The organism is Streptomyces sp. S07_1.15 (genome assembly GCF_020739505.1).
Taxonomy (GTDB): domain Bacteria; phylum Actinomycetota; class Actinomycetes; order Streptomycetales; family Streptomycetaceae; genus Streptomyces; species Streptomyces xinghaiensis.
In genome coordinates, this window is the sequence record NZ_JAJBZK010000001.1 from 2,808,455 (window position 1) to 2,823,866 (window position 15,412).

The 15,412-nt window shown below is 75.9% G+C and carries 8 protein-coding genes; 7 read left to right on the forward strand and 1 reads right to left on the reverse strand.

What is annotated here, in order from left to right; genetic code table 11:
• Nucleotides 1–10 precede the first annotated feature (10 nt).
• The 7 genes from LIX60_RS11960 (at nucleotide 11) to LIX60_RS11990 (ending at nucleotide 13,932) form a co-directional block, all read left to right on the forward strand.
• Nucleotides 11–460: a hypothetical protein gene (locus LIX60_RS11960; protein WP_227958409.1), complete on the forward strand. Its 450-nt coding sequence runs from the start codon at nucleotides 11–13 to the stop codon at nucleotides 458–460.
• Nucleotides 457–852, forward strand: a complete 396-nt coding sequence (locus tag LIX60_RS11965) for a GPW/gp25 family protein (protein ID WP_227958411.1) — start codon at nucleotides 457–459, stop codon at nucleotides 850–852. The genes LIX60_RS11960 and LIX60_RS11965 overlap by 4 nt, the downstream gene beginning before the upstream one ends.
• A complete protein-coding gene (locus LIX60_RS11970; RefSeq protein ID WP_227958413.1) occupies nucleotides 849–4,493 on the forward strand; it encodes a baseplate J/gp47 family protein in 3,645 nt (1,214 codons plus the stop codon). The genes LIX60_RS11965 and LIX60_RS11970 overlap by 4 nt, the downstream gene beginning before the upstream one ends.
• A complete protein-coding gene (locus LIX60_RS11975; protein ID WP_308101224.1) occupies nucleotides 4,490–8,530 on the forward strand; it encodes a putative baseplate assembly protein in 4,041 nt (1,346 codons plus the stop codon). Before LIX60_RS11970 ends, LIX60_RS11975 begins: the two co-directional genes overlap by 4 nt.
• On the forward strand, nucleotides 8,527–10,863 hold the full coding sequence (locus LIX60_RS11980; RefSeq protein WP_227958414.1) for a hypothetical protein: 2,337 nt from the start codon (nucleotides 8,527–8,529) through the stop codon (nucleotides 10,861–10,863). Before LIX60_RS11975 ends, LIX60_RS11980 begins: the two co-directional genes overlap by 4 nt.
• Nucleotides 10,864–10,999: 136 nt before the next feature.
• Nucleotides 11,000–12,712, forward strand: coding sequence for a DUF6519 domain-containing protein (locus LIX60_RS11985; RefSeq protein WP_227958415.1), 1,713 nt, complete (start codon nucleotides 11,000–11,002; stop codon nucleotides 12,710–12,712).
• Nucleotides 12,713–13,050: 338 nt separating this feature from the next.
• A complete protein-coding gene (locus LIX60_RS11990) occupies nucleotides 13,051–13,932 on the forward strand; it encodes a peptidoglycan-binding protein (protein ID WP_125622492.1) in 882 nt (293 codons plus the stop codon).
• Nucleotides 13,933–14,228: 296 nt separating this feature from the next.
• Here LIX60_RS11990 and LIX60_RS11995 read toward each other — a convergent pair whose 3' ends face one another.
• On the reverse strand, nucleotides 14,229–15,362 hold the full coding sequence (locus LIX60_RS11995) for a VWA domain-containing protein (protein WP_227962739.1): 1,134 nt from the start codon (nucleotides 15,360–15,362) through the stop codon (nucleotides 14,229–14,231).
• Nucleotides 15,363–15,412 lie beyond the last annotated feature (50 nt).

A 15,412-nucleotide genomic window follows, 5' to 3' on the forward strand; every position in this document is an offset into this window, starting at 1 on the left:
GAGAGACGTCGTGTCCAGGAGTTACGGAAGCGGGGGCCGCGGGGGCCGGTGGAATCACGGGAGCGGAAGCCACGGGCATCCCGGGAGCCCCGTCCACACGGAGGCGGAGCTGCGCTGCCCGCACGGCGGCCGGGTCGCGGCCGCCTCCGCCGCCGGGTCGGGGGCGTACGCCGCGTCCGCGGTGCGGCTGGACGGGCTGCCGCTGATGACCGCGGCGGACGTCCACACGGTCAGCGGCTGCGGGCACACCGCCGGCGGCCGGCCCTCGCCGTGCACGAGCGTCCGCTGGAGCGCGGGCGGCGGCGGCCGGGACGCCGTGACCGTCGACGGCGCGCCCGTGCTGCTGGACACGGCGGCCTCGCGGGGGCAGTGCCTCAGCGACGCCCTGCTGCCGCAGGGAGCGCCGCTTGTGGCGGGAACGGGGTCCGAAACCGCACAGCGGGGGGTGGAGTGCCGATGAGGGCGAGGACGGCGAGGACCGCGCGGGAGGACATCGCGTTCCCGTTCCGGATCGACGGCCGGGGGCGCACGGCCCGCGCCGCGTCGTACGAGGACCATGTGCGCGATCTGATCGAGCAGTTGCTGTTCACCAGCCCGGGTGAGCGCGTGATGCGCCCCGACTTCGGCTGCGGGCTGCTCGACCTGGTGTTCACCCCCAACAGCCCTGAACTGGCGTCCGCGCTGGAGCTGTCCGTGCAGGCGGCGCTGCAGCGCTGGCTGGGGGATCTGATCGAGGTGGAGGACGTGGACGTGGAGAGCGAGGAGAACGTGGTCCGCGTCCATCTGCGGTACGTGGTGCGCGCCACCGCGGACCGCCGCGACGAGGTGTTCGAGGGGAGGGGCGCCGCATGAGCGCGCCGGACAGGGAATCGACGGCCGGGTCCGCCGGCACCGCACTGGTGTGCCGGGGCGACGGCAGGCGCGGCAGAGTGCGCCGGGCCGAGCTGAACGGAGTGGACGCGGTCGAGGTGAGCGACGACGGCCGCACCCTGACCGTCACCTTCCTCGGCAAGGCCCCACGCGGCCTGTGCCCGGAGAACATCCGCGTCGACGGCGGCCGGCGCGTCACCGGCATCGAGGCGCTGGAGGTGGAGGTCGAACGGGAGGACGACCCGGAGCTGGACGACCGGCTGTACGTCACCGTCGACAAGGCCGGTGACACCTCCCGCTACCGGCTGTCCGTGGTCGAGACCGACCCGTACGGGCGTCCGGGCACCGAGCCGTACCGCGGCTTCGACCAGCGGTACCACGCGGCGGACTTCTTCTTCCGGCCGGACTGCCCCACGCCGTTCGACTGCGCGGACGAGCAGCCGGACTGCCCGCCCACCTTCAAGCCCGCCCCGGTCATCGACTACACGGCGCGGGACTACGACACCCTGCGGCAGGTGGTCCTGGACCGGCTGGCGCTGACCTCGCCCGGCTGGGTGGAGCGGCACGCCCCGGACCTCGGGGTCACACTGGTCGAACTGCTGGCGCACACGGCCGACTTGATCAGTTACCAGCAGGACGCGGTGGCGACCGAGGCCTATCTGGACACGGCGCGACGACGGGTGTCGGTGCGCCGGCACGTCCGGCTGGTCGACTATCCGATGCACGACGGCTGCAACGCCCGCGCCCATGTGGCCGTGGAGGTGGCGCGGCCGCTGACGCTGCCGCCCGGCCGCTTCCGCTTCGCCTCCGTGGATCTCCGCGACCGCGGTCCGCGCGACCGGCACGGCGCACGGCCCGGCACCGTCCTCGGGGACCACGAACTGACGGCGCTGGACGAGCGCGCCCGGGTGGAGGTCTTCGAGCCGGTGGAGCGGAAGCCGCTGCGGCTGCGGCCGGAGCACAACACCATCCGGTTCTGGACCTGGGGCGGTGAACAGTGCTCGTTGCCGAAGGGAGCCACGTCGGCCACCCTGCGCGACGAGTGGGCGCACCGGGAGCACGGCCCGCACGACGGGAACGACAGCCACGGGGACGACCGGCACGGGAACGACAGCCACGGAGACGACCGGCACGGAGACGGCGACCGGGAGCACAGTGCCGCCGGCGGCCGCGACCACGTCCGCGGGGCCGGAGACAGGGACGGACGCGGCCCCGGGGACGGTCGCGGCCACCACGGCCACGGGCGCCCCCGGCGTCGCCTGCTGGACCTTTCCCCCGGCGACGTGCTGGTGTTCGAGGAGGTCCGCGGCCCCCGCTCCGGCACCCCCGGCGACGCCGACCCGGCGCACCGGCAGGCCGTGCGCCTGACGTCCGTCACCCCGGCCGTCGACCGGCTGTGCGGACAGCCGGTCCTGGAGATCACCTGGGCCCGCGAGGACGCCCTGCGCTTCCCGCTCTGCCTCTCCACCACCGGCGGCACGCGCTGCGAGCCCGTCCCGGATGTGAGCGTGGCGCGCGGCAACATCGTCCTGGCCGACCACGGCCGGTCGACGTGCTTCTGCGACGGCGAACCGGAACGCGTCACCGTGCCGCCGGTGCCGGCCGTGCCGGCCGGGTGCGAGCCGCCCGCCTTCGGCTGCCCGGACCGCGCGGGCGGCAACGAACCCGCGCGGCTCGCCGCCGCGCTGCTCGATCTCACCGACAGCGGACGGCTGCTGACGCCCGCGCACGTCCGGGAGGTGTTCACCGCGTTCGGCGAGGACGCCACCGCGCGGACCGGGCTGGGGATCGGCGGCGAGGGGCGGCGCGAGGAGGTCGTGCCGGACACCGCCCGCGCCCAGGCGGCCGCCCTGCGCACGCTCGTCGCGCAGTCCGTGTATCCGGGCATCGTGCCGCGCTTCCGGCCGGTCCTCGACCGCTTCCCCGTCGTCCAGGCCGTGCCCTTCCCCGAGCCGCGCCTCGTCGCCGCCGGGCAGGCCGAGCGGCTGGCGGCCATTCCGGAGCGGGTGCGGCAGCGGCTGGTGGAGCTGTGGCGCAGCGCCCGCGACCGCGACGGGCTCTCCGAACGGGAGACGGCCGAACTGGCCGTGCTGTTCGGGCTGGGGGTGCTGGAGTGGCTGGAGCTGCGCGTCCACCCGCGGCGCGCGCTGCGCGAACTGCTGGTCCGCAGCGACCGGTTGCTGGCCCGCAAGAAGCGCCGGCTGGAGGTGCTGACGGCCCGTGCCCGCGCGGGCACGGTGCTGGACCGGCGCACCGCGTGGGAGATCGCGCAGTGCTGGGGCCCGCCGTACGCGGCCGGGCTCGACCCGGAGGACCCGGTGCTGGCCGGTTCCGCCGCCGCGTCGCTCCGCCAGGACCCGCGGGCGGCGCTCCCGGCGGTCCGGGTGCTGGAGCGGACCCCGGACGGCACCCGGGTGTGGGAGCCCCGGCGGGACCTGCTGGAGAGCGGGTCCCGGGACCGGCACGTCACCGGCGAGCCGGAGGACGACGGCCGTCTCGCGCTGCGCTTCGGCGACGGTGTCCACGGCGCCGCCCCGGAGCCCGGCAGCACGCTGGAGCCGCGGTACCGGCTGGGCGGCGGCACCGCGGGCAACGTCGGCGCGGAGGCCGTCAACCGGCTGGTGCTGTGCCGGTGCCCGAACGACGACGGCCCGGAGGAGCCCGGCCCGTACAGCGGCTGGGATCCGTACACGGACACGGCCCCGGACACGGAAACGGAAACGGACCGGTCGGCGGGACCGGCTGAGCACGGCGGGTACGGGGAAGCGGAGCCCGGCCGGGACGCGGACCCGGAGTCCGGGGACGCCGAGGAGACCGGCGGGCCCGGGACCGGCGCGTGGCGCGGCTTCCCGGTGCTCCGGGTGCGCAACCCGCTCCCCGCGACCGGCGGCACGGAGCCCGAACCCCTCGAACAGGTGCGCAGGCTGGCGCCGCTGAGCCTCAAGCGCACCCGGCTGCGGGCCGTGACCGCCGGGGACTACGCCGAGCTGGCGTCCGCCGTCCCCGGGGTGCAGCGGGCGGCGGCGGAGATGCGCTGGACCGGCAGCATCCAGGAGGCGCATGTCGCCGTGGACGCCCTCGGCTCCGGGGAGCCGTCCCCGGAGCTGCTGGACGCGGTGGCGCAGCGTCTGGAGAGGTATCGCCGGATCGGCCACGACGTGGTCGTCGTCCCGGCGCGGACGGTGCCGCTCGACATCGCGCTGACCGTCTGCGCGGCGCCGGGGCAGCAACGCGGCCCGGTCCTGGCCGAGCTGCACCGGGTACTCGGCTCCCGTGCCCTGCCCGACGGCCGGCTCGGCTTCTTCCACCCCGACGCCCTGGGCTTCGGGGACCCGGTGCGGCTGAGCCGGCTGGTGGCGGTGGCGGCCGCGGTGCCGGGCGTGCGGAGCGTGCACGTCACCCGGCTGCGGCGGCTCTTCGGCGGCGGCACCGACAACGGCCACGACAGCGACAGCGGCACCGACAACGGCACCGACAACACAAGCGATTCCGGCGACGTCCGCGACCCGGCCCTGGACGAGGGCGTGCTGCGGCTCGGACCGCTGGAGATCGCACAGTGCGACAACGACCCGGACCGGCCCGAGAACGGCCGGCTGGAGCTGGAGTTCGGGGGCGGACAGTGACCATCGAACCGACCGACACGACCACCACGGGCCGCGGCGGCCGGGGCGGCGCCGACAGCTGCGGATGCGGCTGCGGCGGCCACGACGAGCGCCGCCCGGCGGCCTCCCCGCACAACCCGCCGGGCCGCTCGGCCCTCGACTACCGGGTCGGCGAGTACGGCTCCTTCCTGGCCGCCATGCTCGACCAGCTCGCCTCACCCGCCTATCCGGCGCTGCGCCGGCTGACCGTGCGGACCCCGGACGATCCGGCGATCGCCCTGCTGGACGCCTGGGCCGTCCTCGGCGACCTGCTGACGTTCCATTCCGAACGGATCGCCGACGAGGGCTATCTGCGCACCGCCCGCGAGCAGCGCTCCCTGGCGCTGCTGGGCCGGCTGGTGGGCCACCGCCCGCGGCCCGGGATCGCCGCGGACACGCATCTCGCGTACACCGTGGACCGCGACCCGCGGTCCGGCGGGGAGGACATCCCCGTGCTGATCCCGCGCGGGGCGCGCAGCCACAGCGTTCCCGCCGTGTCGCGGGAGGAGCCGCACACCTTCGAGACGGACGAGGAGCTGACCGCCCGCCGGTCCTGGAACGAGCTGGCGGTGCGGCGCCGCCGCCCGGCCCTGCTGACCCCGGACGATCTGGCGCAGCGGTCCGAGCTGTACGTCGCGGGGACGGACGCCGGTCTGCACGTCGGTGACCGGCTGCTGTTCCTCTTCGGCGGGGGCGGGGCGCCCGGCGCCGGGCAGCGGCTGCTGCTGCCGGTCGCGCGGCTGCGCGTCGACCGCGAGGACGGCGTGACGGCGGTCGCCCTGCCGCGGTCGGCGCCGCCGAGCCTGTTCGAGCTGCTGACCGAACTCCGCCAGTGGATCACGGAGCAGGAGGGCTCGGGGGACCCGGAGGAGCCGGCGGAGCCGAGCCCGGAGCACCCGAATCCGCGTCCGGTCAGCCGTCTGGTCGACGACTTCGACGCGCAGGTGCTGGCCCCGCTCCGGGACGACCTGGACGGCGTCACCACGCCCGAGGAGTTCGCGCACCGGCTGGAGGAACCCCTGGACCGGCTGGCGGAGGCGGAGATCATCGCCCGGCCGTACGAACATGTCGCCGCCTGGTTCGAACGGCTGGCGGCCGTGGTGGCCGAACTGCGGGAACGGGCGATCGAGCTGGGCCCGAGCCGCACGGCAGCCGAGGACGCCGCCTTCGACGGGCGCGTCCTGGAGACGGAGGCGCAGGCGGAGACACAGGCCGGGGCGGAGGCCGGCACCGGTGGCACGGGGCACCCGGCGGTCCCGTCCACCGCGCCCGCCGGCGCACAGAGCCCAGGGAGTCCGCAGAGCCCGCAGACGGCACCGGACCCGCAGGCCCCCGCCGCCCTCCGCACCCTCGGCGCGCTGCTCCCCGCCCTCCGCTCCTCCCGCTCCGTCCGCCCGCCGGCCGCGGCCCGCACCGCGGCGCGGGACCCGCGGCGCCTCTTCGGCCCGGAGTCGGGCCTCGCCACCCGGCTGCTGACCGCCCTGGACCCGCAGCTGGACGGCGGCGAGCTGCACGCGGCCTGGCGCCGCGCCACCCCGGCGGCCACCGCCACCGGCACGGCGGCCGCCGTGCCCGTGCCCGGCCCCGCCCTCCTGCGCGATCTGCTGGCGATGCGGGTGACGGCCGCGCCGTTCGGGGCCGCGGCCCCGCTCAAGCCCGTGCAGGACGAGCGCGGCCGGATCATCCGGCAGTCCGACTGGCCGCTGACCGGCTCGGCGCTGACCACCATGCGGGTCGTGTTCGACACGGCCGGCAAGGTGCCCGTGAAGGCCGAGTTCGTCCACGCCCAGCTGGACGCCTCCTGGCAGCGCAGCGAGAACCTACCGAACGAGCTGACGTTCGACCTCGGCCCCGGCACGGTCGTCCTCTCCGCCCAGAGCCCCCAGGAGCAGGGGAGCGGCCGCACCGGCCGGCGGGCGGCGGCCGCGGAGCCCGCGGAGCCGGGCGTGACCGCGCAGTTGCTGGCGGATCTGCCGGAGCGGACGCTGTTCGTGTCCCGGCCGGCCGAGGACGGCACCATCCATGTGTCCGTGGCGGACGGCGGCAGCCACGACTGGCGGCTGGCGCCCGGCGAGCGCCGGCAGGAGACCGTCGGCGGCTACGAGATCTACGCACGCCGTTCGACGGCCAGCGAGCAGCACAGCGTCGAGATCGGCATCGCCACCGTCCCCTCTGCGCCCAACCGCCACGTCCTGCCGCTCGACACCGTGCACGACTCGCTCACGGTCGGCAGCTGGGTCGCCGTCGAACGCCCCCGTAAGGGCACCCCGGACGAGATCCCCGGCGACCCCGCGCTCCGCCGCGTCATCACCCGGGTCACCGCCGTGCGCACCGTCGCGTACGCCAACTACGGGATCACCGGGCGCGGCACCGAGCTCACTCTCGCCGACCCGTGGCTGGACGACCAGGACGTACTGCTCTCGCACATCCGGGACACCACGGTGCACGCGGGCGGCGAGCCGCTGCGGATGGCGGACGAGCCGCTGGGCGAGGACGTGCACGGCAACGAGCTCGAACTCGGCGATCTGCACGAGGGGCTGGCGCCGGGCCGCCGTGTCGTCGTCACCGGCGAGCGCACCGACATCCCCGGTGTCGCCGGGCTCCGCGCCACCGAGCTCGCCGTGATCGCCGGCGTCGAACAGCGGCTCGATCCGGAGCTGCCCGGCGACCACGTCCACACGGTGCTGACGCTCACCGCCGATCTGGCCCACCGCTACGACCGCGACACCGTCCGCGTGCTGGGCAACGTCGTGCCCGCCTCGCACGGCGAGAGCCGCGACGAGCCCGTCGGCAGCGGTGACACCACCCGCCCCAACCAGACGTTCACGCTCTGGCGCGCCCCGCTCGCCTGGCTCCCCTCGGACAACGCGCTGGGCGCCGTACCGGCGCTGGAGGTGCGGGTGGACGGGCTGCTGTGGCACCGGGTGGACAGCCTCGCCGGACGCGGCCCCCGCGAACGGGTCTACGTGCTGGGCGCCGGGGCGGACGGCCGTCCCACGGTGACCTTCGGCGACGGTGTGAACGGCGCGCGGCTGCCGACCGGGCACGACAACGTCCGCGCCCGCTACCGCCACGGCACGGAGGGGCCGGGCGGCACGGAGGTACCGGCCAACCTCCCGGCGGGCCGCGTCACCCAGGCGGTCACCCGGCCCCTGGGAGTCACCGGCGTCACCAACCCGCTGCCCGCGACCGGCGGCGCGGCGGGCGACGGCCCGGGCCTCACCCGCCGCACCATCCCTCTCGCGGTCTCCGCGCTGGACCGGCTGGTGTCCGTCCCCGACTACGCGGACTTCGCCCGCTCCCGGGCCGGCGTCGGCCGGGCCGCGGCCCGCGAGCTCTTCGACGGGCGGCGCCGGGTGGTCCAGGTGACCGTCGCCGGGGTGGACGACGTCCCCCTGGGCCCGGACTCGGACACCCTGCGGGCCCTGCGCTCCGCGCTCGCCGAGCACGGTGACGCGCGGCTGCCGGTCCGCGTCGACGTGCGGGAACTGGTGGTGCTGCTGCTCGCGGCGAGGGTGAAGGTGGCGCCGGACCACTCCTTCGAGACGGTGGAGCCCCGGCTGCGGCAGGCCCTGCTGCGCCGGCTCGGCTACCCCGGCCGCGAGCTGGGGCAGCCCGCGCTGCTCTCCGAGGTGCTGGCCACGGCCCACACCGTGCCCGGTGTCGACTATCTGGACGTGGACGTCTTCACCGGGGTCCCCGTCACCGGCGGCCCGGACGGGCTCGTACCACCGGCGGACCTCGACGGGCCGCGGTCCGTGGTGCCCGCCCGGCACGCCGAGTTCGACGAGACGACGTACCGGGTGACGGCCGAGGGCGGCGAGACCCTCACCGGGGTCGCCGCCCGCCACGGCATCACCCTGACCGAACTGCTGCGCCTCAACCCGGACATCGGCAGCGTCCGGCGGCTGCCGAGGGGCCGCTCGGTGCTCGTCTTCCGCGGCGTGCGCCCCGCCCAGCTGGCGCTGCTGTCACCCGAGGTCCCGGACACGCTGATTCTTACGGAGGTCACCCGATGAGCAGGGAACCGGACGGGCTCGCGGATCTCCTTCCGCAGTGGCACCGGCTGCGGGACGCCGAACAAGGCGAGGGGCCGGGCGGTGAGCCGCTGCGCGCGCTGCTCGCGGTGATCGCCGAACAGGTCGACCTGGTGCGCAGCGGCGTCGAACAGCAATACGACGACTGGTTCGTGGAGACGGCCGCCGAGTGGGTGCTGCCCTACCTCGGCGACCTGGTGGGCCACCGCCCGCTGCCCGGCTACGAACACCTGCTCGCCACCGGCCCGGAGGACGGCGGCCGGCCCGACCTCTCCCGGCGGCGGCTGGCCGCGGCGCTCTCACCGCGCCGGGAGGTGGCCGCCACGGTCGCCAACCGGCGCCGCAAGGGCACCCTGCCGCTGCTGGAGGAGCTGGCGGAGTCGGTCGCCGGCTGGCCCGCGCGCGCCGTGGAGTTCTCCCGGCTGCTCTCCCACCACCAGCCGGTCCGGCTGTACGGGCCGGAGACGGCGGCCGTGCGCGCCCGGCGCTCCGGGCGCGGCCGGCTCGCCGATCTGCGGGACCCGGCGGAACTCGACCTGGCGGGCGGCCCGTTCGGCGCGGTGGCGCGCTCCGCGGACGTACGGCGCGCGGGCTCCGCGCGCCGCGCCGCCGGCCTCACCCCGGCCGGGGTCGGCCTGTTCGTATGGCGGCTGCGGCCGTACCCGGTGACGGACGCCCCCGCGTACTGCGTCGACCGGGCCCGGAACCTCTACACCTTCTCGATCCTCGGCAACGACACCCGGCTGGTGACCAAGCCGGAGCCCGAGCCGTCCGCCGCGCACCTCGCGACCGTCGACAACGTCCCGGCGTACATCCGGCGCCGGCAGTTCGCGGACCGGCTCGCGGACTACTACGGCCCCGGCAAGAGCCTGGAGATCCACCGGGACGGCCGGGAGGAGCCGGTGCCGCTGTCGGACATCGTCGTGGCCGATCTGACGGACTGGCGCTACCGGCCGCAGCGCGGTCAGGTGGCGGTGGACCCGGAGCTCGGCAGGATCGCGTTCGCCTCCCACTCCGCGCCCCGGCGGGGGGTGTGGGTGAGCTACCACCACGCCTTCGGTGACGACCTGGGCGGCGGCGAGTACGACCGGGACCGGGACACCCCGGCGACGGCGAAGGTCTACCGGGTCGGCCCCGGCCGGAGCTTCCTGCGGATCATGGACGCGTACGAGCGGTGGCGGCAGGACCGGCGCGAGGGGCGGGTGGGCCCCGAGGGCGTCATCGAGATCACCCACAGCGGCGCCTACCAGGAACAGCTGGACTTCGACCTGGCGCCGGGCGACCGGCTGGAGGTGCGCGCGGCGGAGGGCACCCGTCCGGTGATCCGGCTCCTGGACTGGTACAGCAACCGGCCGGACGCCCTCAACATCCGCGCGCACGGCTGCGACTGCCGGGACGGCGGACCGGGCGCGACGGCGGAGGCGGACGGAGCGGAGAGAGCGGCCCCGGAAACGGCCGGGGTAACAGCCGAGGGAGCGACGGCAGGGACGGAGCCGGCGGACCGCACCGGCAAACCCGGCCACCGCCCCGGCCGCCCCGGCTGCCCGCACGGCGAGCCCGCCCGGATCGTCCTCGACGGGCTGCTGATCGCCGGCCGCGGCATCAACGTCACCGGACCGGTCGGCACGGTCGTGCTCCGCCACTGCACCCTGGTGCCCGGCTGGTCCCTGGAGCCGGACTGCGAGCCGGCGTCCCCCGAGGAGCCCAGTGTCGTCCTCGAACGCACCACCGCCTGCCTGCAGATCGAGCGGAGCGTCCTCGGCACCATCGAGGTCATCGGGGACGAGGTGAGCACCGACCCGCCGGCCATCCACCTGCGGGACAGCGTCCTGGACGCCACCGGCCACACCCTGCCCGCGCTCTCCGCCCCGGACTGCCGGCACGCCCACGCCGTGCTGCACGCGCACCGCTCCACGGTGATCGGCGAGGTCCACACCCATGCCGTCCGGATCGCGGAGAACAGCGTCTTCACCGGGCGGATGCACGTGGCCCGGCGCGGCATCGGCTGTCTGCGGTACAGCTACGTCCCGCCGGGTTCGCGCACTCCGCGGCGCCACCGCTGCCAGCCGGACCTGGTGGGCCCGGAGGAGGCAGGGCGGGTCCGGCCGCTGTTCGAGAGCGAGCGGTACGGCACCCCGGCGTACGCGCGGCTCGCCGCGGTCTGCGCCGAGGAGATCCGCCGGGGCGCCGACGACGGGTCCGAGATGGGCGTCTTCCACGACCTGTACGAGCCACAGCGGATGGACAGCCTCCGGGCCCGGCTGGCCGAGTACGCGCCCGCGGGCACCGACGCCGGGATCATCCCCGTCACCTGACCGCCGATCACCGACCGAGCCGCCCGAGCACCCGAGCACCCGAGCCATACGAGCCACGAGAGCCACCAGCGCCGGTGCGGGCCGCGGGCAACCGCGCCCCCGCCCGGCCGCCGAACCTTCCGAGGGGGACCCCTTCATGTACGCAGACATCTCCCGCTCCACCTTCCGCCCGGACCGCCACTACTCGGCCGTGATCGCCCAGCAGGGACGGGTCCAGCTCGACGCCGACGCCAACGAACAGGCGGCCATCCAGCTGTGGTTGGCCCGCACCACCGCCCACGACCTGATCGGCCCGGACGGCGGACCGGCCGGCGCCGCCGGTTTCGCCGTCGGCCCGCTGACCGGCAGCCGCGATCTGGACGATCTGACGATCGGCGGCGGCCGCTACTACGTCGACGGCATCCTCTGCGACGCGGACCGCCCCGGGCCGGGCGACGCCGTCGGGGACGACCCGGACGGGGACGGCGCGGACGGCGGCGGGGCGGCGGAGCCGGAACCGCCCGCCACCTGGACGTACTGGGACCAGCCGGACGGCTTCCGGGACCCGGAGCGCCCGGAGGACCGGCTGCCCGGCCGCTACCCGTACCTCATGTATCTGAAGGTGTGGGAGCGTTCGGTGACCGCGGCCGAGGACCCGGAGCTGCGCGAGGTCGCCCTCGGCTCGGCCCTGCCGGACACCGCGGCCCGCACCAAGGTCGTCTGGCAGGTGCTGCCGCTGGAGGGCTCGGCGCTGGGCCTGGGCGAGGACCCGGACAAGCCGGCCGTCCGGGAGGCCTTCCGCACCTGGGCGGAGAACGAGCGGTCCGGGCGCCCCCGGCTGGCGGCCCGGAGCGAGCGGCCGGCCCGGGCGGACGAGGACCCCTGCCTCACCGCGCCGGACGCCCGCTACCGGGGACCGGAGAACCAGCTCTACCGGGTGGAGGTCCACGAGGGCGGCGCGGCGGGCGAGGCCACGTTCAAGTGGTCCCGGGAGAACGGCTCCGTGGTCTTCCCCGTCGACGGACTCGACGGCACGTGGGTGGAGCTGGCCTCCCTGGGCAGCGACGACAAGCTGGACCTGAACGTGGGCGACTGGGTCGAGTGCGCCGACACCGCCTACACCAGCCGCGGCGAACCGCTGCCACTGCTGCGGGTGGAGGAACTGGACCTGCCGGGGCGCCGGGTGCGGCTGTCCGGTGAGCCGGACCCCCGCGTGGGGCGGCGGCCGGAGCTCCACCCGTTCCTGCGCCGCTGGGACCAGAAGGAGAGCTCCGCGCGGGGCCGGAAGGGCGCGGCGGGACGCTTCCGCGGCGGCGCGGCCCACGTCGAGGAGGGCCGCTGGCTGCCGCTGGAGGACGGCGTCGAGGTGTACTTCGAGGCCGGCGGCGGCCGGTACCGGTCCGGCGACCACTGGATCGTCCCGGCCCGTACGGCCACGGGCTCGGTGGAGTGGCCGGTGAACGCGGCGCGCAGGCCGCTGCTGCGGCCGCCCGCCGGCATCACGGCGCACTACGCGCCGCTGGCCTGGGTGACGGGCGAGGGGACGATCGCGGATCTGCGGATGGTCTTCGGGCCGCTGGGCGTTCCGGTGCCGCCGGCGAGCGAGGCCGAACTGGCGGCCGAGGCACGGGCGGAGGCGGAGGCGAGGGCCGCCGAGGCCGCGGAGGCTGCGGAGACGGAGGACACGGAGACGGAGGCCGCACGGGCCGGGGCCGGTGATGGCGAGCAGTCCGCTTCCTCCGGTGCGTCCGGCTCCTCCGGGAGCTCCGGCTCGGGCACCAGGGCCACCGCGCGCAGGCGGCGCGCGTCGTCGGCGTCCGCGCCGGGCGAGGGAAGCGGCGAGGAGGGCGGCGAGGCGGCGAAGAGCTGAGCGGCGGCGGGCTCCGTTCCCCCGGCGGGGCCCGCGCCAGGAGGGCCCGGGCCGGGACCGGGACGGCCGCGCGCACCGGCGCCGGTCCGGTCCGGGTCCGGCCTCGCGACCCCGTGTTCCGGTCCAGCCGTCCGGCGTACCGGACGTGATCCATCCCATCGAACCGCTCATGAGCCGAACCGCATGCGGAGGCGTACCGCCCGGTGAGGCGTGCCGCGCCGACGGAGGACCGCGAACGGGTCCGCGAACGGCGGAACCGCGAGCGGCGGGCGGTGAACCACACCCGCGCCGGACCCGGGCCTCCGGAAGCCGGCGGACGAACGAGAGGAGTACCGGCGATGGCGACGCCTTTGAGCGCCTCCCGCCTGCTGAAGGCACTGCGCGACGAAGGACTGGAGGTCCGGGAGTACCGCAGTTGGCGCTCGCACAACCGCAATCACAAGGGCCCCTGGGGCCCGGTCAACGGGGTGATGATCCACCACACCGTGACCTCCGGGACCGACGCCACGGTGCGGCTCTGCTACGAGGGTCACTCCTCGCTGCCGGGCCCGCTCTGCCACGGCGTCATCGACAAGAAGGGCGTGGTCCACCTGGTCGGCAACGGCCGGGCGAACCACGCCGGCCTCGGCGACGGCGACGTCCTGCGGGCTGTCATGAACGAGACAGCACTGCCCCGGGACAACGAGGCCGACACCGATGGCAACCGCCGCTTCTACGGCTTCGAGTGCGTCAACCTCGGTGACGGCAGGGACCCGTGGCCGGAGGCGCAGAAGCTGGCGATCGAGAAGGTGTCGGCCGCGATCTGCCGCGCGCACGGCTGGACCCACCGGTCCGTGATCGGGCATCTGGAGTGGCAGCCGGGGAAGGTCGACCCCCGGGGCTTCTCGATGAACACCCTGCGGAACCGGATCGCCGGGCGGCTGGGGAAGAAGCCGGACGGGCCGCCGAAGACCTCACCGAAGCCGCCGCCGCGGTACGAACCCTTCCCCGGCGCCGACTTCTTCCGGGCGGGCCGCAACAGCAAGATCATCACGGCGATGGGGAAGCGGCTCGTCGCCCAGGGTTGCGGGCGCTACCGGGTGGGCCCGGGCCCGCGGTGGTCCGAGGCGGACCGGCAGTCCTACGCCGCCTGGCAGCGGAAGCTCGGCTACTCGGGCTCCGACGCGGACGGCATCCCGGGGGCCACGAGCTGGAAGCAGCTGAAGGTCCCCAACGTCTGACGGCACGCGCGCCGGGCACGGAGCCCGGACCGGATCCGGCCGCCGGCACGCGCCGGACGGGTCCCCGGCTGGGCATCCCCGACGGGACCGGCGGCCGGGGGGCCGGGCCGGAACCGGCGTCCGGGGCCCGCCGGGAGCGGCATCCCGCCACCGTACGCAGCGATCCGGCCAACAGCCGTTCCGGGCAGGTCAGTTGGTGAAACCATGAAGCGCCGTCCGGGCGGAGCCCACCTGACAGGGCCCCGCCCGGGCGGTCACCGGACCCCCGTGTCCGGCGCACCCGGCCCACCCGGCGGTCATCGCGCGGCCGGCTCCTCCGGGACGGGCAGCGGACGCTTCTCGATGGCCGCGGCCATCACCTCCGGGAAGAGGTCCGGGGTGCAGGCGAACGCCGGTGCCCCCAGCGCCGCCAGCGCGGCGGCGTGCTCACGGTCGTAAGCCGGGGCCCCCTCGTCGGAGAGCGCCAGCAGGGCCACGAACTGCACCCCGGACTCCTTCATCGCGGCCACCCGCCCCAGCATCTCGTCGCGTATCCCGCCCTCGTAGAGATCGCTGATGAGCACGACGACGGTCTCGGCGGGCCGGGTGATGCGGGACTGGCAGTACGCGAGCGCCCGGTTGATGTCCGTGCCGCCGCCGAGCTGCGTGCCGAACAGCACGTCCACCGGATCGTCCAGCTGCTCGGTGAGGTCCACGACCGAGGTGTCGAAGACGACGAGCCGGGTGGAGACCGAGCGCATCGAGGCCAGCACCGCGCCGAAGACGGAGGCGTGCACCACGGAGGACGCCATCGACCCGGACTGGTCCACACACAGCACGATGTCCTTCTTCACGCCGTGCGCCGCGCGCCCGTGGCCGACCAGCCGTTCCGGTATGACGGTGCGGTACTCCGGCAGGTAGTTCCGGAGGTTGGCCCGGACGGTGCGGTCCCAGTCGATGTCGCGGTGGCGCGGACGGCTGGTGCGGGCGGACCGGTCGAGCGCGCCGGTGACCGTGGCCCGGGTCCGCGCGGCCAGCCGCCGCTCCAGCCGGTCGACCACCGTGCGGACCACGGCCCGCGCGGTGGTCCGCGTCGTCTCCGGCATGGCCTGGTGGAGCGACAGCAGCGTGCCGACCAGGTGGACGTCCGCCTCCACGGCCTCCAGCATCTCCGGCTCCAGCAGCAGCGCCGAGAGCCCGAGCCGGTCGATCGCGTCCCGCTGCATGACCTGCACGACGGAGGTGGGGAAGTAGGTGCGGATGTCCCCGAGCCAGCGCGCCGTGCGCGGCACGGAACCGCCGAGCCCGCCCTCCCGGCCGCCGCCCTCGCCCCCGGCGCCCGGGCCCGCGCCCGCGCCGCCGTAGAGGGCGGCCAGGGTGCGGTCCATCGCGGCGTCCCGGCCGGACGGCTCGTACCCCGTCCCCTCGGCGCCCTCACCGCCGAGGACCATCCGCCACCGCCGCAGCCGCTCCTCGCCGTCCACCGGGACGGCCCCGGCCG

What these genes read in the sequence shown, in the direction of transcription:
- LIX60_RS11995 (WP_227962739.1), bottom strand. Translation starts at nt 15,362, where the DNA reads ATGGTCCTCGGCGGTGAGGGCGCCGAGGGGACGGGGTACGAGCCGTCC.
- LIX60_RS11980 (WP_227958414.1), top strand. Translation starts at nt 8,527, where the DNA reads ATGAGCAGGGAACCGGACGGGCTCGCGGATCTCCTTCCGCAGTGGCAC.
- LIX60_RS11970 (WP_227958413.1), top strand. Translation starts at nt 849, where the DNA reads ATGAGCGCGCCGGACAGGGAATCGACGGCCGGGTCCGCCGGCACCGCA.
- LIX60_RS11965 (WP_227958411.1), top strand. Translation starts at nt 457, where the DNA reads ATGAGGGCGAGGACGGCGAGGACCGCGCGGGAGGACATCGCGTTCCCG.
- LIX60_RS11990 (WP_125622492.1), top strand. Translation starts at nt 13,051, where the DNA reads ATGGCGACGCCTTTGAGCGCCTCCCGCCTGCTGAAGGCACTGCGCGAC.
- LIX60_RS11985 (WP_227958415.1), top strand. Translation starts at nt 11,000, where the DNA reads ATGTACGCAGACATCTCCCGCTCCACCTTCCGCCCGGACCGCCACTAC.